At 32.1% G+C, this 21,921-nt stretch carries 17 protein-coding genes and 1 other annotated feature; of the genes, 1 reads left to right on the top strand and 16 read right to left on the bottom strand.

The window, feature by feature from the left end; all coding sequences use genetic code 11:
• Window positions 1–366: 366 nt before the first annotated feature.
• Entirely contained in the window at window positions 367–1,623 is a 1,257-nt protein-coding gene (locus DWW96_RS03755; protein ID WP_022087850.1) for a peptidoglycan-binding protein, read from the bottom strand.
• 260 nt (window positions 1,624–1,883) lie between these two features.
• Between DWW96_RS03755 and nth the strand changes: the two genes are divergently transcribed.
• Window positions 1,884–2,516 (top strand): endonuclease III, encoded by a 633-nt coding sequence (nth, locus tag DWW96_RS03750; protein ID WP_117909200.1) that lies wholly within the window; start codon window positions 1,884–1,886, stop codon window positions 2,514–2,516.
• 132 nt (window positions 2,517–2,648) lie between these two features.
• Here nth and DWW96_RS03745 read toward each other — a convergent pair whose 3' ends face one another.
• From DWW96_RS03745 to DWW96_RS03680, 15 genes are all read right to left on the bottom strand, one after another.
• On the bottom strand, window positions 2,649–3,143 hold the full coding sequence (locus DWW96_RS03745; protein WP_022087852.1) for a dihydrofolate reductase: 495 nt from the start codon (window positions 3,141–3,143) through the stop codon (window positions 2,649–2,651).
• 26 nt (window positions 3,144–3,169) lie between these two features.
• Window positions 3,170–4,018, bottom strand: coding sequence for a thymidylate synthase (gene thyA / locus DWW96_RS03740; RefSeq protein ID WP_117909198.1), 849 nt, complete (start codon window positions 4,016–4,018; stop codon window positions 3,170–3,172).
• A gap of 115 nt (window positions 4,019–4,133) precedes the next feature.
• A complete protein-coding gene (locus DWW96_RS03735; protein ID WP_117909197.1) occupies window positions 4,134–4,589 on the bottom strand; it encodes a low molecular weight protein-tyrosine-phosphatase in 456 nt (151 codons plus the stop codon).
• 155 nt (window positions 4,590–4,744) lie between these two features.
• Window positions 4,745–5,059 carry a tyrosine-type recombinase/integrase gene (locus DWW96_RS03730; RefSeq protein ID WP_117909196.1) on the bottom strand — a complete coding sequence of 105 codons (315 nt, stop codon included), beginning with the start codon at window positions 5,057–5,059 and terminating at the stop codon, window positions 4,745–4,747.
• 388 nt (window positions 5,060–5,447) lie between these two features.
• A complete protein-coding gene (locus DWW96_RS03720) occupies window positions 5,448–8,111 on the bottom strand; it encodes a glycoside hydrolase family 16 protein (protein ID WP_158562644.1) in 2,664 nt (887 codons plus the stop codon).
• Between the two features lie 124 nt (window positions 8,112–8,235).
• Entirely contained in the window at window positions 8,236–8,406 is a 171-nt protein-coding gene (locus tag DWW96_RS03715) for an HNH endonuclease signature motif containing protein (RefSeq protein ID WP_243003013.1), read from the bottom strand.
• Between the two features lie 344 nt (window positions 8,407–8,750).
• Complete coding sequence (locus DWW96_RS14215) at window positions 8,751–9,617, bottom strand: IS3 family transposase (RefSeq protein WP_260978324.1); 867 nt, start codon at window positions 9,615–9,617, stop codon at window positions 8,751–8,753.
• Window positions 9,618–9,643: 26 nt separating this feature from the next.
• Entirely contained in the window at window positions 9,644–9,826 is a 183-nt protein-coding gene (locus tag DWW96_RS14210) for a hypothetical protein (protein ID WP_199522670.1), read from the bottom strand.
• Window positions 9,827–9,856: 30 nt separating this feature from the next.
• Window positions 9,857–10,330: a helix-turn-helix domain-containing protein gene (locus DWW96_RS14205; RefSeq protein WP_199522669.1), complete on the bottom strand. Its 474-nt coding sequence runs from the start codon at window positions 10,328–10,330 to the stop codon at window positions 9,857–9,859.
• A gap of 107 nt (window positions 10,331–10,437) precedes the next feature.
• Entirely contained in the window at window positions 10,438–12,138 is a 1,701-nt protein-coding gene (locus tag DWW96_RS03705; protein ID WP_022089485.1) for a carbon starvation CstA family protein, read from the bottom strand.
• A gap of 79 nt (window positions 12,139–12,217) precedes the next feature.
• Window positions 12,218–12,474 (bottom strand) — a binding site (T-box leader).
• A gap of 124 nt (window positions 12,475–12,598) precedes the next feature.
• A complete protein-coding gene (locus DWW96_RS03700) occupies window positions 12,599–13,345 on the bottom strand; it encodes a copper homeostasis protein CutC (RefSeq protein WP_117909190.1) in 747 nt (248 codons plus the stop codon).
• 481 nt (window positions 13,346–13,826) lie between these two features.
• On the bottom strand, window positions 13,827–14,288 hold the full coding sequence (locus tag DWW96_RS03695; protein WP_117909188.1) for an Hsp20/alpha crystallin family protein: 462 nt from the start codon (window positions 14,286–14,288) through the stop codon (window positions 13,827–13,829).
• A 281-nt stretch (window positions 14,289–14,569) separates the two neighbouring features.
• Window positions 14,570–15,919 carry a GHKL domain-containing protein gene (locus DWW96_RS03690; protein ID WP_117909186.1) on the bottom strand — a complete coding sequence of 450 codons (1,350 nt, stop codon included), beginning with the start codon at window positions 15,917–15,919 and terminating at the stop codon, window positions 14,570–14,572.
• Window positions 15,920–15,971: 52 nt separating this feature from the next.
• Window positions 15,972–17,276 (bottom strand): hypothetical protein, encoded by a 1,305-nt coding sequence (locus tag DWW96_RS03685; RefSeq protein WP_117909184.1) that lies wholly within the window; start codon window positions 17,274–17,276, stop codon window positions 15,972–15,974.
• A gap of 169 nt (window positions 17,277–17,445) precedes the next feature.
• Window positions 17,446–21,915, bottom strand: a complete 4,470-nt coding sequence (locus tag DWW96_RS03680) for an InlB B-repeat-containing protein (RefSeq protein WP_117909182.1) — start codon at window positions 21,913–21,915, stop codon at window positions 17,446–17,448.
• Between the last annotated feature and the right edge of the window lie 6 nt (window positions 21,916–21,921).

The raw sequence follows: 21,921 nt of genomic DNA, 5'->3' as shown, positions 1-21,921 counted from the left end.
ATTATTATTTGTATCTTCTTGCATAACTACTATTTTAACATAAAAGAAAGAGTAAGTATATTTTAGATTATAAGTTTTTATAATGCCAGGGTCAAAAGGTCTAAGCCCACATGAGCTTGCTCATAAGTGGGCGAAAGACCTTGGGACCCGCCCCAATATGAGCATAAAAGCGGGATAATTCCCGCGATATGCGAATATTGGGTAGGATTGTGAGAGTGCGCAGCACGAAACAATCCGTTGGCATCATAATCTTAAGAAGTTTTGGCCCCAATATGAGCATAAAAGCGGGATGATTCCCACGATATGCGAATATTGGGTAGGATTGTGAGAGTACGCAGCACGAAACAATCCGCAGGCATCTTATTTTTATCTTGGAATTCCTTCTGCTATTCTTGTTATTCCAACATAAATCTGTGATATTTTGTACCATGTTGCAAAGTCCACAATTCCAGTCTGTGGTAAATCAAATATTTTTTGGAAAGCTTTTACTGCATCTCTTGTATTTTCACCATATATTCCATCTGCATTTAATCTTGGGATTTCAGTATACACCTGTGCAATTGTATCTAGCTGTTCCTGAATTTGTGCTACCTTCTGTCCGCTTGCACCAATATCTAAATCATATCCCGGCCATGAAATTGGAATTCCGGCAATTTGCTCAGCCGTATTTATATACATATCATCGCCATAATAATACCTGATTATTTCAATTGTAGAATACCCTCTCTCTCCTAAGTTGCATGATCCCCACTGGCTTAACCAATTCGGACAGGTTACTCTTTTTCCATCACAATACTGTGTAAGAATTGGCTGCCTTACATCTGGCCTTGATAAATATTGATCAAATATATTATCTACAACAAGACTAATTGATTCAAAAATGTTTCTGCCATAAATCCATTTCTGATCATATGCTGTAGATGAAGTAATTGTAAAATCGTATCCTTTGTTTCGATACCATTCTGTGTAAACCCTGTTTAAAGTAAACGACATAATTGCAAGGACATTTGCCTCAATTGTTGCAGTAGGCCAGGTTGCGTATATTTCGCTTGAAGCAACATTTTTAATATAATCACGATAATTTACATAGTAGTTTTGAGCGCTGCTATCAGATGGAATCCCATCATGTACAACAATTATTTCAGGCACAACTACTCTACTCAGAACAATTTCACCCGGTTCATTAACAGGCTTAATTTCTTCTTCCGGAACCTTTGGCGGATACTCGCCATATAAAGTATGGTCGGGAATCATTATATCTTCAGTCAGCGATGCATTTTTGCTTGTTAATCTTACATTTTGAATAGCCAACACATCCGGCAAAATTTCTGCATTTTCAATGAATTCTGTTTCATATCCTAACGCTTCTATACGAATATTGTAAGTTGTATATGGTCTGGTTGTATTTGCCTCATTCAAACTAAGTTCAATAGGTGGCGCAGGTAATTCTATTGTCTCCGTCTGTCCCGATGAATTTGTAGTAAGCCTTTCTATTATATTATTAGGGCTGTCAGAAGCTGCTATAGTTACAGTTGCATCCCTAACCGGTACATTTTCTCTTGTAACAACATTTACCTGAAGTTTTCCTGTATAAGAAGACTCTACTTCCATTTTAATAAGCATATTTTTTCCTTATTTATAATTATTCTATTATATGCTGCTAAATTTACTAATTTACCATAAATTTTAAATTTATTCTGTTAACGATTCCATACTTGTAATAACTTTCAAATTTGTAATAGTTTTCATATTTATAACAACTTTCGAAATATAACAATTGAAATAATAACAGCTCTGGGATAAACTATATTGTATTGTGAGGCTTAAAATTTTAACCCTCATAATAGTATTTATTTATACAAAACTGAAAGGATTTTTTGCAAATGAGAAAAAAAGATTTAGCTTTAGAAGTTATAGATAGATTAAAAAAATGTTATCCCGAATCAGATTGTACTCTTGATTACAATGAAGCTTGGAAGCTGTTAATCAGCGTTCGCCTTGCTGCCCAATGCACTGACGAAAGAGTTAACAAAATTGTTCCGAAGCTTTATGAAAAATTTCCTGACATTGAGTCATTAGCTAATGCTGATGTAGCCGAAATAACAGAAATAGTTAAACCATGTGGTCTGGGAAACAGCAAAGCCAGAGATATTAGTTTATGCATGAAAATGCTTAGAGATAAATATGATTGTAAAGTTCCTGATGATTTTGATGAATTATTAAAATTACCGGGCGTCGGACGAAAAAGTGCAAATCTTATTATGGGAGATGTTTTTGGAAAACCTGCTATTGTTACAGATACACATTGCATCCGTCTATGCAACAGAATTGGTCTTGTAGATAATATAAAAGACCCTAAAAAAGTCGAAATGGCCTTATGGAAAATTATTCCTCCCGAAGAAGGGAGTGATTTCTGCCACCGTCTTGTAGACCACGGTCGCGAAGTTTGTACCGCAAGAACTACTCCTCACTGCGATAAATGTTGTCTGAATGACATTTGCAAAAAAAGAATATAAATAAATTCCCTTTAATTAGCTTTTAAATTAGCCATATTAAAGGGAATTTTTAATATCTTATAGTTTATTATTTTGATGACGGGGTCAAAAATTCTAAGACCACATAATCCTGTTCAAATCTGTAGTACTAATTTATTTTTTTCTCTTATAAGTTCTAAAATAATATTCTATGTCAAAATAAGTACATTCATCACTTTCGTTAGCTATATACCATTCTTCTGTCAATTTATCGAGATTCGGTATAAATGTATCAGCACTGTATGAATTATCAATATAAGTTACATACGCTGTATCACAATATGGCAGCATTTGCTCATAAATGCTTCCGCCACCAATTACATATGCTTCTTTATCATTATATTTTTCAGCCTCTTTTACTGCTTCTTCAATACTATTTACAACAATTGCACCATCAGCCTTAAAATTAGCATCCTTTGTAATTACAATATTTACTCTATTCTTCAATGGCTTTCCATTCGGAAAACTGTTTAAAGTCTTTCTGCCCATAATAATTACATTTCCTGTAGTTGTTTCTCTAAAAAACTTCATATCATCAGGTATGCTTATAAGTAAATCATTTTTATATCCAATTGCCCAATTATTATCAACCGCAACTATTAAATTCATATGAAAACTCCTTTGCTATTTTCATTTTAAACTGCAACAGGAATATTTTTTATCTGTGGACCTGTTACATAATCATCTAATCTGAAATCATCAACTGTAAAATCATAAAAATTCTTAACTTCAGGATTAATCCAGAACTTTGGTGCCGGATGCTGTTCTCTTGCAATAAGTTCTTCAACGAGTGGAACGTGCTTATCATAAATGTGAGCATCTGCAATCACGTGTACTAATTCTCCTACTTCCATATCTGAAACCTGAGCAAACATATGAAGAAGAACCGCATACTGGCATACATTCCAGTTATTAGCAGTCAAAATATCCTGGGAGCGCTGGTTTAAGATACCATTTAACACCAATTTACCTGTTTCTTTATTTTTTGTAACATTAAATGTCATACTATAAGCACATGGATACAAATTCATTTCATGCAAATCCTGATGTACATAAATATTTGTCATTATTCTTCTGCTGTATGGATTATTTTTCAAATCATACAAAACTCTGTCTACCTGATCCATCATACCTTCTTTGTACTGATGCTTTACTCCGAGCTGATAGCCATACGCCTTTCCGATTGAGCCATTTTCATCAGCCCAGCTATCCCAGATATGACTGTTTAAATCATTTATATTATTAGACTTTTTCTGCCAAATCCATAAAATTTCATCGACACAATTTTTTAAATTTGTTTTTCTTAATGTAAGTGCAGGAAATTCTTTTTTCAAATCGTAACGGTTTACTACACCAAATTTCTTTATTGTGTAGGCATAACTTCCGTCGTCCCATTTTGGTCTTACTTTTTCACCTTTTGTATCTATTCCATTTTTCAATATGTCTGAACACATATCTACAAATACTTTATCTGCGTAACTCATATATTACGTATAATCCAATTATCTTCTTTTAAAGCTAATGGATTATTCTCCTTTCTGATTTTCTTACTATGGCATTATAACATTTGAATCGCAAATAATAAACCAATAAATTTTATTAGTCTATTCCAATTTCTTTTAAAAACCCTTTGCACCCCTTTAGTACATCATCATATGTTACATCAAAATCACCTGTATACCATGGGTCCGCTATATCCCCTGATTCTCCTGCAAATGATAATAATTTATATACTTTTCCTTCTAAATCATTCCCAATTATTCTGTTTATATTTCTTATATTTGCCGTATCCATTCCAATTATGTAATCAAATTCGTCATAATCCTGCTTCGTCATTCGTCTTGCCTTGTGATTTCCACATGGAATACCTACGCTTCTTAATTTATTTTTTGTACCCGGATGAACTCCGTTACCAATTTCTTCATAACTTGTAGCCGCTGAGTCTATGTAAAACTTATCGGCTACACCTTTTTTATTTACCATGTCCTGTAGGACGTATTGTGCCATTGTCGAGCGGCATATGTTGCCATGGCAGATGAATAGGATTTTTGTCATAATTTCTTATTTCCTTTCAAATGTTCTCATATGCCGATTAATACAGGCTTTATAAGAAATATATTATATATTTTTTCTTTGCAAAAACTTGTATAACTCAGCATTTTATAATATTTAAATGAAGTAAAAATTGAAGTAAACCTCTTTCTTTTACCTCAAAGGTTATTTCCAGCAACTCTTTTCATTTCATCAGCAGCTTCATCAAAACCCAAATGTGTGTATGTATCTAATGTAACTGAGATATCAGAGTGTCCCATTATATACTGCAATGTTTTTGGATTCATTCTAGCTGCTGCCATCCTGCTACAAAATCTATGTCTACATACATGAGGTGTCACATTAGGCATTTGAACTCTATAGACTTTATTATATTTTTCACATATGCGATTAAAATACTTTTCCCAATGTAATGCTACTAAGGGCTTACCATTTTTATCCAGAATTAGGAATCCTGTATAGCCATCAATCATTGGCTCAATCTTTACCTTCTTCCTTTAATGTATCTACACTCTTTTCTGCTTTTTTCTTTTCTACCAGCCATTCAAAGCAACCAAGTTCTGAATATTTTTTATAATGATCATATCCTACATCATGTAACAGATAATAGTCGAAATATTCTACACCTGTTTTACGTAACTGCTCATTGAAAATATTGTCTGCTTCATTTTAGTTTTTAAGTGGTAATCTCATCAAGCCAAAACCTAACTTTTTCTGATTCATAATACCCTCCTGGTTTTCTCAAAATATTGCTTTTATTTTAATTGTTTACGGGCAAAATAGCAATAGACCGTTATACATAAAACTTCATCATTATAATGAAATTTTTATAATATAACGGTCTACTTTATTTTTTAATTATTATTTCTTTAAAATTCTAACTTTTTTAGGTTTTGACCACTTCTTGCAGCCAACGGCTCTAACTCGTACAAAAAGTTCCTTTCTCTTTTCAAATGCTTTTTTAGAAATTGTTACTTTTTTATATTTCTTTACTGTCTTTGTTACAATAACTGATGTAAACTTTTTATTCTCAGAAACCTGTACCTGATATCTTTTAGCACCTTTAACTTTTCTAAATGAAAGCCTGATTTTCTTTGCATTTTTCTTCTTTGTTGCTTTCTTTACAACTGTTGTTTTTAATGCTTTGTTTGGAGTCTTTTTCTGTGTTTTCTTTGTTGTTGGAGAGGCTGTTGTTCCTTCAGGTTTTGTTTCACCTGAAGCTGTTGTTCCCTCATGTTTTGTTTCACTTGGATTTTTTGTTCCCTCAGGTTTTGTTTCACTTGGATTTGTTGTTTCTGGAGTAACCGGCGTTACACCTTTCCCAATCTTATAATCTCCATAAAGACCATCCTTTGCTCCATTTGTAGAAACTCCTGCATTATTGTCTGCCTTCTCGTCTTCTCCTGCCTTAACCATACGCTGGTAAACACGAACATAATCAACTAACATTGTTCCTGATGTAAAACTGCTGTCAGGTACATAACCACTGTCAAATGTTCCACCTGCTGCAAGATTTAAAATAAGGTAAAATCTCTGGTCAAACGGTGCATATGCATTTCCTCTGTCTGAGCCTGAATACCACTCACCATATGTACATTTGAAATAGCATTTGCCATCACAGTAAATCTTAATATTTTCAGCATCCCACTGAACACTGTATACATGCCAGTCGTCAATGCCTGTCTTTTTATTACCGTCTCGTGTTATGTTAAATGCATCTGATGTATTAATATTATTTGGCCACTGTGCACCATAATGTAATGTACCAAATACCATATTTGGTGTTCTTCCACGTCCTTCAAATACATCTATTTCACCTGATAATGGCCATGAACCATAACGTGAGTCATTTGGAAGCATCCACATAGCAGGCCATATGCCTGTACCTGTAGGCATTTTTGCTCTGAAATCAACTCGTCCGTATTTCACTGAGAATTTATCTTTTGTTGTAATCTTTCCTGATGAATACTGAGCAGTTGCTTTCTTAGATGGATCACCTTTTTCTGTAAATACCTTTGACTGCTTTTTCATAAGAATATTTAATGCACCATCTTTTACTGATACATTGTCTCTTGTGTAGTATTCAAGTTCCTGATTTCCCCAACCGGCTGTGTTAATATCGTCTTCTTTAAGTAAGAATCCTTCATCATATGACCACTTGCTTGTGTCAAGAGATGCACCATCAAATTCATCATTGAAAATCATCTTCCAACCTGCCGGTGTATATGCATTTGAATTGTCATTTACTTTAATATCTGACATATCTGATGGAAGTGTTGGCTTATAAGATGTATTTCCTTTAATTGTATACAATACATAGTTATTACTTGCATCTCCACCTTTTTTACCATCAATAGGATATGTGACTTTTATTTCTGTATCCTGTCTTACAGGCTGGAGCCAAAGTCCATAAACATGATCAACAAAATAACCCCACTGACTGCTTAGTGAATATTTGTTGTAACCACTTCCTTCATATACCCATCCACAGGCTGCAACATCTGTAAGTGGAATCCACTTTCCATCTACCTTAACTTCGTATTTAAATAAATCCAAATCATCTTTTATAGCTTCTGTTCCACCAATTTTTGGAAGTGGAATACCAACTGATGCTGTACCACTTGTGCTTGCATCGTATGATGTGCCATTATATGCTGTGATTTTGTAATTTGATCTGGTTGGCTTTGTATATGTAACTTTTACATCCTGATGTACATTTGGATTTGACTTTGATGCAAATCTTAATGTAAATGACCAACTGATATTTGTAAACCAATATCCACCATCACCATCTGAGTAATATCCAAAGTTCTGATCCCACAGAAATCCTGATGCTGCATTGCCTAAAAACTGAACAAATCCTTTTCCGTCATTGTTGTCTACTGTAATGTTAACATCATCCTGAATCTGTTCATACTTGATACTCTTGTCTCCATTAAATGTCCATGCTCCCCAATGTGTAGCTGAACCACCTGTTGTATCTGCCTGAATATTTGTTTCTGTTGTAGAAATACTTGTAAGCTTATACTTTGAAAGTTTGTTAAGTTCCAATTTGTAATCAAGATTTATGTTATTTGTTTTTCCATGGAAACGGAAATATGTTGTTTCTGTAAGTTTCATCCAGCAAATCCAGCCACCCCATGACTGATATTCCCATGCCCAAGTGTCATTCCACTTGAAGTAACTTACATCTTCAATTTTCTTCCATTCACCATTTGTTCCGTTTTCCTGTTTAACATAAACCTGAATGTCTTTTTCCACATCTGCAATGGAAAGTTCACTACTGGCTTTTCCGTTAAACTTTGGCATTACAAATCCATAGCTGACTGTACCAACTCCTGAATGTGTAATTGTTGGTCCATCATTTGTTGAATAATAATCCATTGATGAAACAACTTCTGCCGCTGCTCCCTTTACATCACTACCTGAAAAAATTACTCCTGCTGAAGTAAGCAACAATGCCAGAGACATTACAACAGAAATTAATTTTTTCATAGTTTTTCCCATACTAAAAAATTCTTTCATAATACTTCCTTTCTTTTCCCTTACGGAAATAATCTCGCTATACTGCCTTTTAATTATATGAATATTCATTTTTTCTTTAAATGGTCTGTATTTTTATATGATATTCAAATTTTATAAAAACGTTTTAATTATTATAATAACTTTTTACTTTCCTTTTAGTTGCTCCAAACAAATCTTTTGGGGTATCTCTTAAACTAGCTTGCTTAGAACGATTACAATGCTTACAAATACATTGTAAATTTAATACGGAATCTCTTCCACCATATTTCTGTGGAATAATGTGGTCAATATCCATATCACCTTTTCTGAAACTACGTCCACACTTAATACATTTATACCAACCATTGTTGTTATCATATGCATCATTTTTATCAAAATAATTGCTTCTATAACCCCTATCTTCTCTCCTTTCTGCTTGTTTTTACTCTGTGGCTAAACTTTTTTATAGTTTTGGATTATTATACTACAGCTATAAAAATATTACAATTATATATCATATAATATGAGGTGATTTCATGAAGGATATTGATTTCGATTCTATTGGCAAGAAATTAAAAGAAATGGTGTGCTACCTGTCAATAGGACAATAAAAAATAATAAATTTTTGTATCGTCAGCCGATTTACGGCTGGCGATATTTTTAAGCTACTTTTATATATTGATTATGATATTCCATTGGTGTCATCACATTTAACTTTCTTTGTAATCGTTGGTTATTGTAGTAATTAATGTAATCGGTTATAGCTGCAATTAAGGCAGTTCTATCATTGAAATGTTGGCAGTAATACATCTCTCGCTTTAGAATCCCCCAAAATCCTTCCATCGGTCCATTATCAATACAATGGGCGACTCTTGACATGCTTTGTTTCATATGATGTTTCTTTAATCTGGTACGGAACTGCGCACTTGTATATTGAAATCCACGATCAGAGTGGAAGAGTGGATGTGCATCAGGTTCCAAGCGAACTGCTTCATCAAAAGTATCCATAACTAATGGATTATCATTATGGTCACTTATTTTAAAAGTTACAATTCTTCGATCGTATAAATCTAAAATGGCACTCAAATATATCTTGTGGACTTCATTTCCAATGTAATATTTAAACTCGGACACATCAGTGAGCCATTTCTCGTTCGGCTTATCCGCATGAAAATCTCGATGCAAATAGTTTTTTGCAATGTGATCGGGATTCCGGTCTCCTCTGGTACAGCTTTTGGGTTTCCATTTAATATTTGACTTTATATCATATTTTCTACAGATGCGGAGAACTCGTTTATCATTCACATGAATTCCTTTGTGTCCATCTAATTCATCTCGGATTCTACGATATCCCATATCCGGATGTTCTTTATGTATCTTTTGAATTTCAACAGATAACGTTTCATTCTGCAATTCATTATTGCTTTCCGGATGCTTTAGCCAGTTATAGTATGCAGAGCGTGTAATATTAAGATACTTACAAAGTTTATCTATAGGATATCTCTTGTCAGAGGATAATTCTTTGATTGCCTTATATGCAGCTAAACGGTGAACTAAAGATAACGGTCCCTCCTTTCCAGTTCTCTGACTTTTTTTAACAGATTATTTTCCATTTGTAAATCAAGATTTTTTCTTTCGAGTTCAGCGATTCTATCACGTAATTCTTCCTCAGGTGTACGACTTGGTAATGATCCGACTCGTCTACCACGGCGGTCTTCCAGACCTTTACTTTCCATTTTTTCGTACCGTTTTACCCAGTTACGAACTTATTGACAAGAACATTGATATTTCAAAGCCATTGCTCCATAATTCTTATCATTTGTCAGGCATTCCATAACTATTTTTAATCGCTCATCAAGAGTCGTTGATTTTGCTTTTTTCATGCAAGCACCTCCAGTGGATGTTTTTAATATTCCACCAGAATTATACACCTTAATCCACTTTAAAAGTTGTGTATGTGAACGGATTCCATATTTTGAGCAAATATCATCAAGAGAACCTGCTCCATTAAGATAATCATTTACCGCAGATATTTTTAGTGTTTTTGAGTAACTCTTGTTTTTGGGCTGATTAAGTAAACCTGCTGGTCCATTGCATTGGTATATAGAAATACATTTTCTAATACTTTGGGAGGCAACTCCAAGTTTTTTACTTGCCTGACTCAGTCCAATCTCTCCATCAAAATATTGCTCAACTATTTTTACTTTTACTATTGGATCTATTTTGCTTTTTCTGGACATAAAAATACCCCCATATAGGACTTTTATATTTTATTGTCCTATATGAGGGTAGCATATCATTCTATCATTTTAATACGACAGTCTTTATAACTTACTTACGTCTCATTTTATGCAACTTCTTTTTCTTCATTCTTTTCAAATAACTTCTTTACACCCTGTACGGCAACAATTACACCAAGGATTAAAAGTAATACTGCAAAGATTAACTGTAATGTATTTCCAAGTGATAATCCTGTTGTAGCAAATGCTCCACTTAATTTGTAAATTGTCATTCCAAGGGCTGTAAATGTAACTGCCATCATAAAGAACATTGGTACCCATAACATCCAACCCTGACGTTTTGTTTTCTTTAAGAATACTGCACAAGCTACTAAAGCAAGTACTGATAACAACTGGTTTGCTGAACCAAATAATGGCCAAATTTCTGCATAACCAACTTTTGCAAGTAAGAATGCAAGAACTAATGTAATAACTGTAGCAAAATACTTATTTGTTACTACCTTCTGGAATGGTGTCATATTATCATCAGTTACTCCTTCATCTAAGAAGAATTCCTGGAATGAAAGACGACCAATTCTTGCAACTGAGTCAAGTGATGTTAAAGCAAAAGCTGAAACAGCAAGGTTAATTAATGTAAATACTAAATTATGTGGTAAACCAACTGCTGATAAGAAGTTTGCAATTGCACCTGCAAAAATCTGTGGCTGTGTTGTTAAGCCCTGTGCTGCTGCTTCTCCTTTTGCAAATGAAGCAACTGCGATTAATGCGATTACACCAAGCATACTTTCCATAAGCATTGCACCAAATGATACAGGTAACATATTCTTTTCATTTTTAATTTGCTTTGAAGCTGTTCCTGATGAAACAAGTGAATGGAAACCTGATACGGCACCACATGCTATTGTTACAAATAAAATTGGGAACATATACTGTCCATCTACGTTGAAACTTGTAAATGCCTGTAAGTTACATGAAGGATTTGAAACAAATATACCTACAACTGCACCTACAATCATAAAAATTAATAAATAACTGTTTAAATAATCTCTAGGCTGCAATAATGCCCATACAGGAACTACACTGGCAATAAATATATAAGCGAATATAAAAAGATGCCATGTTTCTCTTGTTAAATAAACAGGGAAGTTTAAACCAATTACTACTGCTACTACTAACATTGCAATTGCTATTACTGTATTTACCCATTTATTTAATTTTGCATATTTTAAAATCATTCCAAGTGCTACTGCTTCAAAAATAAATAAAATTGAAGTCATTGCTACTGCACCGTTTGCTGAGATTTTTTCTACTGCCTGTCCTGCAACTTCAGGTACTGTAAATCCGTTAAATGTTCCAGCTACAACATCTGCAAATGCTGCAACTACTAAAATACAGAATAACCAACAGAAAAGTAAAAATAATTTCTTTCCTAATTTTCCAATATATTCTTCAATTATGTAACCAATTGTACGACCTTTGTTTTTAACTGATGCATACATTGATGCAAAATCCTGAACAGCTCCGAAGAACACACCACCTACAAGCAACCATAATAAAACAGGAAGCCAACCAAAAACTGCTGCCTGAATAGGTCCATTAATAGGACCCGCACCTGCTATTGATGCAAACTGATGTCCAAATACCACATTTGTATCCGCCGGTACATAATCAACTCCATCCTGTAATTCATATGCCGGAGTTTTTGCATTAGGGTCAATGCCCCATTTGTTTTGAAGGTAACGACCATAAAGAAGATACGCTCCTCCAAGTACTACAATCGCAATTACCATCATTAAGATTCCATTCATTTGTATTACCTCTCTTTTGTTATTATTTAGCTAGTTTATTCTTTTATTACAAAAGAAAAAGCCTTCATTGTCTTACGACAACAAAGGCGAAAATATCAATTTCGTGGTACCACTTTGTTTGAAATAATTATCACTAATTAAAACCACTTATCACTGTCACATCCAACAGCTTCTTCTGTAACGTGAAGACTACGTCTCTGCCTACTCACTATAAAAAGTTTTGGGAGAGATGCTCCAGGGTGATGTTACAACAATTCTTTTCTTCCGATTCTCAGCTACCTCGGTTCTCTGTAATCAAGACACTTTATTGCAATGTATCCCTTTCTACGCAACTAACTATTACTTTTTACAAATTCTGTTTTATCACTTATTGTTAAATCATGCAACAATAAATTTATTATTTTTCTACAATTTAATTATTTAAACTATGTGCAAATTATTTGTATAATTATATTAAGCATTATTTTAATAATTTTAACATTTCAGCTGTTTTTCTTATATTTTTTTCGTCTGTTCTATAAATTTCATATTCACTTAACCCGGAAATTCCCATATTAACATCATCATTTCGATATTCCATTTTGCTGTTTTCTACAACCTTACCTGTCATATGAAAGCTTTTTGCCCCGGTTATTTTAGCTATTTCCATAATATTATCTGAATTTACACCTGCACCAACTAAAATCTCTATACCACTTGATCTTTCAACTAGTTTTTTAATTAACTTTGCACCTTCAATACAACTATTTTTTTGTCCTGAAGTCAATATTGTATCTACGCCTAATTTTCTAGCGGTCTCAAATGCTTCAAATGGATTTTTGCACATATCATATGCTCTATGAAGAGTAACTCTGCATCCTGTTGCCATATTCATAATTTCCTTCATATATGCCTCATTCAAACTTCCATCAGGATTAAGACAACCTATAACAATGGCATTTGCTCCTTCTCTTGCAAATTTTTCACTTTGTCTGCACATTATCTCAAATTCCGATTCTGTATAGCAAAAATCTCCAAATCTTGGTCTTATCATAACATTTATTGGAATTTGAATTTTATTTCTTATTATTTTAAATAACTCTAAATCAGGCGTTGTTCCTCCTATAATAATATTTGAACATAATTCAATTCTGGTTGCCCCTCCATTAGTTGCCGCAATAGCTGATTCTACAGAATCCACGCATACTTCTAACACATAGTGATTCATTCTTTTTTCCTCTTTTTATAATATATTTATTTTTATTCATGACTATTATTAAAAACAGTTATCAAAACGGAACAATTTTTGTATTCCTTAAGTTTTACATCTTCGTCAATATATCTATTATACATAAAAGACAGCATATATACTATGCGTATTTAAATAATTACGCTTCTAAATGTTTATCCTAATTTCTTCCATATTATTCGATATAAACTATATTATCTTACATACTCTTCTATTAAATTGAAATCATTTATTTTCATATTTTTACTGTTCATTGCAAAATAATCGCCTTTTGCATTAATATTTTTGCTATACCATAATGGATATTTCCATTGAAAGCTACTATTTGAAAATTTAATATTTTCACTCTACGTATAACTAATTTATGGCATATAAAAACTCCCTTCACGCATCGGCAAAGGGAGTTTTATTCAAATCATCTTCTGATGATTCATCTTCTGATGATTCATCTTATGCTATTTTATCCTTCAATAGCAATGTATTTACTTTTTGGTTCTATCTTCTCCTGTTCTTTTGGAACATTGAATGATAAAATACCATTTTCATATTTAGGGTGTATATCTTCGACTGTTACATTATCACCTACATAAAAGCTTCTGCTCAAACTTCCTGCATAACGTTCACGTCTTACATATTTACCCTTCTTATCTTTCTCATCCTTATCAAGACCTTTAGCGGCGCTGATTGTTAACATACCATCTTCCAGTTTCATCTGGATTTCGTCCTTTTTAAATCCCGGAAGGTCTATATCTACCTCATATCCGTTTTCAGTATCTTTTACATCTGTTTTCATCAAATTCTTTGCATGTTTACCATACAATTCTTTTCCTGCATCAGCAAATGCCGGGAATGCAAAATCATCTGTAAAATCATTCATAAAATCATCAAATAAGTTTTCTCCAAAAATACTAGGCATCATCATAAGTCATATCTCCTTTCAAATCAGATATAAAAATTATATTTGCACTATCGGAGAAATCCGAGGTGTAGTTTTTATATTGTAAACTAAGGTTTTGGTTAAACACTTGGATTTTTACTGATTGCTGAATCATCATTCACTAAAAACAATTACCTGAATTATCATTCATTAATCTTTAAATCCTTATCTTTTAACTCTCTTCCTTTGTTCTGACTACGTTATAACTCGTTTTATTAGCACTGTCAAGAGGTGAGTGCTAATTTTTTTGTGAAGATTTTGTGAACTTATATTACCATCTCTGTATAATATCTATTTTCCATAACATACACCTTAATTTTTCCGTTGTACTTCTTAACAATATCATATATAATAGCCTGTCCCATTCCATGTTCCTGCTTGTTTTTCTTAGTTGTATCACCAATTGTAATCGGACTTTGTTTTAAAGTTTTATTATTAATTTTAATTTCAAGCACTTCCATATTACATTTACAATAAAATTCAATTTCCCCTTGTTTTAATTTTTTACTTTCTTCTATCGCATTGTCAAATAGGTTTGCTATTATTGCTATTAAATCAATTTCACTTACTAAAATCTGTTCATTTACATCAGCTTCAATTTTTATATTAATTTCATTTTGCCCGCATTGTCTTACTTTATTTTCAATAACTGAATTAATCAATATGTTATTACAATAATTATACAAATTATTATCGCTAATCATTGGCATTTCGCAAATGCCTTTTTCAAAAGAATCAATTTCATTATTTTGGCTTAATAACGTTCTGATTTCTTTCATTTTAATCTCAATATCACGTTTAATCTTTTCGGTATTTTCCATCTGATATTTAAGTGTCCGATAATATTCCTTCATTACTGTATTTTCTATATTTAAAATTTTATTTTCCTGTGCTATTCTTTTTTCATTTTTCTTGCGGATTATCCAAGATACACTATACATAATTAAAATAGCTGTGCAAATTCTAAAAACATATAAAACAATAACAAACATGATTTCTTTAGTCACAAAAGATTTCGCAGAATTAACAAAAAACGCATACATATCAAAAACAATCAATAGCATCCACCATATAATAGGATACTTTATTCTCTTTTCATAAAAGTTTCCAAAGCATTTCTTTATAATTGTTGTCATTATAAAAATTTCAAATATAGATATTAATAATGCGACAATTGCTATTATAATGTTTTTACTATCCATATTTGTTTTTACAAAATAAGGTAGCATATCATTCTTTCCACCGGTTATCACAACCGTAGGCATAACTATAAATGCAATTCCAAATGTCTCGACAATAAAATTTGCTAACATAATTTTTAAATATGGTTTACCTGTGAGTAATTTTAATAGGGCAAAAAATATCAATATGTATATTCCATTAATAATAGTTATTGTATTAGTCTCATCTTGCGTAAGTATGTGTGTATATTTATAAAACACAATTGTCAAATTAAGAAAAAATAATTTCATTAAAATAATGCAAAACAATTTTAATCTTTTATCTTTTTGTACCCCAAGTAATATTTTAATTGCATAATATGTTGCAATACTTACCAGCAATTCTAAAACTGCTGCATTTATCATATTTATAACTAATTCTTTTCCGCTATACATTAATCTACCTTTTCATTTGTATTATATTTTATTTTCAAAATACAATCTTTCTTTAAATAATAACCGTAATCTCATTTGCTCCATTCAAATATTTATCATCAAATACTCCCTGGTATTTCTCTGTAATTTCTTTTATTACACTAATTTTCATCTTATCTTTATTTTTATTAAAATTACCATCAAATTTAATGCAGATTAAGAAATTATTTTTTTCTTTAGAGCATTTAAAATCTAAATTTTTCACATTTGTAACTTCACTATTTTCTATTACTAAATCAAATATATTTGAGAGTAACGCCACTAAATCCATTTCAGAAATTTGTTTGGCATCAAAATTTCCTACTTTAATTTTAATATTAATTCCCTGATTTTCACATTGCTCTCTTCTATTTACAAATATTGCATTTATAACAGGATTTCCGCAATAATCTATCGTTTTAAGATTATTATATTGTTCCTCAATTTGTCCTACATATTTTAAAATATCCTGCTTACTTCTTTTAGATGTTTGTATGTCTTTTATCAAATTCATGTGCTTTTCAATATCATGTCTAAACTTTCTTGTTCTTTCCATCTGAAATTTTAATGTATTATAGTATTCTTTCATAACTGCATTTTCAATACTTAAAATCTGATTTTCCTTCTTTATCTGTTTTTCTTTTTGCAAACGCATAAACCATGAAACTGCATATAACACAGAAAACATTATTATAATCATAATAATATTCATTGCAATAAAGATAGTACTTCCACTTTGAATAGCTGTTGTAGTTAATCCGCTTATGGTAAATATCAATACAATAATCCACCAAAATATTCTATGTTTTATTTCACTTTTAAAATAATCATCAAAAAACCTTTTAAGCACATATTTTTCTATTGCAATCAATACAATCATTATCACTAATACTGTTGCAAAGGTAATTATATTATTTAAACTCAATTCTAATGTTATAAGAGTTCTTTGTTTTTTCCCAAGTATATGAGCTATTATTGTAATTGGGCTAAATGATATAACAATAGATATTATCTGTGCTATCATGTCTGAAATAAATATTTCCAAATATTTTTTCTTTGTTATCACTTTTAATGTACAAAAATAAATCAGAGTATTTATTCCCTGAAGCATCAAAATAATGCACTTACTATTAACAGAGTCATCTCCAAAATATGTATAATACATTATTGTTAAATTAAAAGTAAGCATACTAGCAAAGAATATTGGTAAAAAAATTCTTCTTTTGCTTTTCTCTATTCCAAGTAAAATCACGAAACTATAGTACATTGCAAAAATCAAAAAGATTTCATAAAACCCGCCATTTATCAATGTTATGATTACATCATTTGTTTTTTCCATAATATCTCCCTGTTGTTCGTTTAATATTTTCTGCCTTTGTAAATACTAATACCAATATTAACTTTAACATATAAATAAGAATAACTAAATCAAAAAAATGCCAAATCTTACTGTTTTTTCTCACAATAAGATTTGGCATTTTTGTCTCATAACAAAATAAAATAATATGTTATTTGTTAATCTTTATTTTTTTAATTTTTGACCAAGGACCGTAAACAGTTTCATTTCCATTTTTCTTATACGCACGGACTCTAACATAATATAATTTCTTTTTCTTTAATCCTTTTATTGTCATCTTTTCTTTAACGAAACCTTTTACATTTTTATTCTTTAATTTCTTAGTAAACTTTTTATTAGTTGAATACTGTATCTGGTATCCATCAACTCCTCTCTGTGCTTTCCAATTAACAAAAATTTTCTTTTTACCTTTGTTTATAATCTTCTTGATTGATGCCTTTGCTATAACAACATTATTCATTGATTCTTTTGTTGTTATAGAAACACTTGTTGTACTTTCTTTACTTATAGCTTGTTGTGACATTGTAGTTGATGATTTTTCAACATTTTCTGTACGAATTGTTGCCAAATTTTCTGTTGTTTCTTTCTGTATATTACTTATTCCCGTTGCAATACCATCCGAACTCACTTCCTCGTTTTCAACTTTATATATAACAACAGCTCTATCAGATGCTCCAATATTGTTTACTGCTTCTACTTCAATTTTATATTCTCCATTATTAGTAAAGTACGATGCTGGAATTCTATAATTTGTTGATATAGTATTACCTACGTTTTCTCCATTCACATAGATTTGATAATACATTACATTGTTTCCGGCAATCCAATAAATATTGTAGTTATTATTTTTATCAACTATTGCTTGCAAGCCTGATGGTTTTGTTGGTAGTAATTCTTCTCTTTGAGTTGTTGTTTCTTTTTCAGTAATTTTTTCAGTCGTAGTATCCTTATTTGTTATTTTCTCTGTTGTTTCTTGTGCCGTCACTACTTCTGTTGTTGTATCCTTTGATGTCAGTTCACTATCTGTTGTTGTTTCTTCGTTAATTTTAATATCTACTCTTTCTAATTCACTCGAATTAGCTTCTCTTCCAACTGCATACGCTAATATAGTTGACGTTTGTGATACGCTTATCGGTTCATCGTATTTTTTAAAACTACCTTCATTTAGGCATGCGACTTCTGCCCATTCACCACTTAAAACTGTATAATATATATCAGTATTAGAACTTAAGGAATATATACCAACTTTTTGTTCTCCTTCATAATTTCCAGATTGCTTTGTAAAAATTGGTTTATCTGTATTTTTTATATATTTTGCAACAGGTGACAATGCTACATCCTGTGTAACATACATAGCTTCTTCATATCTATTCCAACATTCAAATACAGATATATCATTTGGTGCTTCTGGATTTTCTGGCAATTTTGCCTCTCCACCGTAACTTATTTCTTGTTCACTTATTATGTCTCCATTCCAATCCAAAAACTTAACAGTGTATTTCGTATCCTTATATGAAGCTTGAACTATCATATTGGATTTAACCTCTTTAACTTCCTGTTTTTCTTCATCAACCCATTTATCAAATATCTGTCCGGCTTTTTCAGGTATATTATCAATTGACAATATATCCCCATAATTAAATTCCTTTATTTCAATGGATGTTTTATCCCAATCAACAAATATTACAGTACATTTCTTCTTTTTATATTGTGCTGTAATAACCATGTTCTCTCGTATATTCTTTAAGCCAGTGTCCCAACCTACAAAATCCATTCCTTCTTTTTCAGGAACTTCCGGTGCATCTACAGTTCCACCATCAACAACCTTCTTTTGCTCACCAATACTATTTCCATCATTATCAACAAAGTCAACCGTATATACTTGTTTTGGTGCTTCAATTTTTCCAACTATCTGATAATTAGTTGAGCCTTCAATTCCTAAGGTTATAACAAAATCACCTGTTTTTACCGATGGTTCTTCCTTTGTTACATAGTCAAATTTATAACTTCCATCTTCATCTATTGTAACCTGACCTATATATTCAATTTGACTAGCAATAGGATCCGTATTTTGTCCTTTATAAACCATTAATGTTGCAACTTTGCCCGCTGCACCTTCCGCTTTTCCCTCAAATTTACGATGTGTTCCTTTTTGATCTTCAAGTGATGATTTTGTTTCAAAAACGGTGCTTGTTCCCTCGTTATTAACATCTGCTTTATACCATGAATTCTCTCCTGTTCCATTATATAATTCGATGTTATCATCTACTATCGCTATTTTTTTAAGTTCTTCAAATTCTGTCTTGTATTCCCATTCGCCCGGATAGTCCATTCCATCTGCATAAATACTTGTATAACTATATACAATCTTTCCATTATTAATATTTGTATATTTATATCGTTTGTAATTATAACATGGGACCTCTGTAGAATTTGTTTTGAATCTATATGCCTTTCTTTTTTCTACCTCTCTTGTATCAGAAGTTTCTACTTTATCTGGTTGCCATTCGCTAAATTCATTTTGTTTATATATATAATTATAGTATTCACTTCTTGTACGATACCTATATTGTGTCTTATAAGAACCCGCTACCTGTCTAGTCCATGGATAATACCAACATGGGGCACTTCCATAAAGCTTAAAATATCCTGCCTGGTTAGAATTTTGACCGCCAACGCAAGTCAATTCTCCTCCCCATCCTCTTTCTTGATAAATATTGCATGCTTTTCCACCCCAAGTTCCATTTGTAGGTCCCGATGTTCTACCATCAGCTGATACCCATCTCTTATAATTCCATTGTGTAACATAACTAGCCACTACAGATTGTGTTCCTACATCCTTTAAAATATTGCCTGAAATAGGTGAATCACTCCATCCACTCCAACTTCCCCATTGAGTATATGTTCCTGTCGAATTTTTAGAAATTAAATTATAACCTTCCGGGGTAGTTGGTTGTGTTGCTGATTTTATAATCTTACTATCTTTATATCTATACTCATCTCTACTTTCAGTAATAATATCATCTCCTATAGGTACTGTTGTCATCCAGTCTGACCACTTATTACCAACATCTACAGGTGCTGTCACAGCTTTTGCCTTCGGTGTTCCTGTTGTTTCATCATCAACTACACCAATCATCGATACTTGAACTCGCGAAACCAATCCCGAATATAAAATAGTTGCCGTTTCACTTATTTCTTTTGTTTCCGGCATACTAATGGACTTAATTTCTGATGCAACCATTTTTCCTTCTTTTGTTATTAATGCAAAAACCAACTTTCCTTTCGTGAAATCATTTGGAAAATTTGTCAGTTTAACTTTTATATCATAACCTGTTGCTTCTTCATTTCTTTTTGCCGATTCAATTTCTGTAATTATTGGAAGATTTGTGTTTTCCCAAACATATGTTGCCTTAACAGTCAACGCTTTCTTTACACATTTATATTCGCTAGTGTCCCACCCTGTAAAAATATATCCTTTTTTTGTAGGAATATTTGTAGGTTCAATTGCTGAAGATGACCATTCCACTTTTTGTACTTTATCTATAACATCTCCGTTATAATCTACAAATGAAACAGCATATGTATTAATTTTATATATTGCTTCAATCACTACATTAGATTTAATATTTTTTCCGTCTGAACTCCAATTTTGAAATGTATAGCCTTCTCTTTCCGGTGCTATAGGTGCACTTGCATTTCCTCCCCACTTTACACTTTGTTCTTTTCCTATTATGTCACCGTTCCAATCCACATATTTGACTATTACATTTTCATGTGCTACACAATTTGCGGATTCTGTTGCAGAACTTGTACCAGCAGAATTCTTTGCTCTTACATTAATTTTATACGTTCCGACCTTTGTTATTGAAAAGGATGCACTTGTTCCACCTACTGATTTTGATTGATTATTTGCACTATTAGTTATGCATACCAAATTAACATCATAACTTGTAGCTCCAGATGACGCATTCCATGTTACACTCAATCCATCATTCAATCCTATATCGTTTTTATTTAAATTAACATTTGATGGAGCATTAGGTATCACTGGTTTTGGTGCTGGAACATCTTTTAAATATATAAATCCTGCCAATGTATTATATTTTTCTCCAGACCATTCTGCACTTCCTATATTTGATGGAACTCTTCTTGCATATGCCACACCTTGAGAAGATGTATGATCTAAGTCTTTTCTTCCTCCTTCATCAACATACATTATATTCCCACTTACAGATGTCACATACGCAACATGTCCCCAATCAGATCCGTTATGATTATAAACTGCTATAGAATTTGCTCTTGCTACTGTACCCGTTGATAGTCCACTATTTTTAGCATTTTTTAGCCATGAACCCGCATTTCCAAACTTCGGTAACACTACACCCGTTCTGTCATATGCACACTGCCATGCAAACCATGTACAACGAATTTCCGGAATTCCATCTCCACCTTTATCACCATACTCTGTATCCTGCCATTTTCCATATGGGTTTGATGCAGCCTGCACTTCTTTTTCAAAAATTAACCCATCCATTATTCCTACTATTAATATAACTGTAAGAATCCAAGATATAATTTTTTTTACCTCTATTTTCCGTACTATTTTATTTTTTTTCAACTAAAT

This window comes from Eubacterium sp. AF17-7 (assembly GCF_003461285.1).
Classification (GTDB): Bacteria; Bacillota; Clostridia; order Lachnospirales; family Lachnospiraceae; genus Eubacterium_U; species Eubacterium_U album.
The sequence above is the reverse complement of the archived record's forward strand: the minus strand, read 5'-3'. Positions and strand labels throughout refer to the sequence as shown.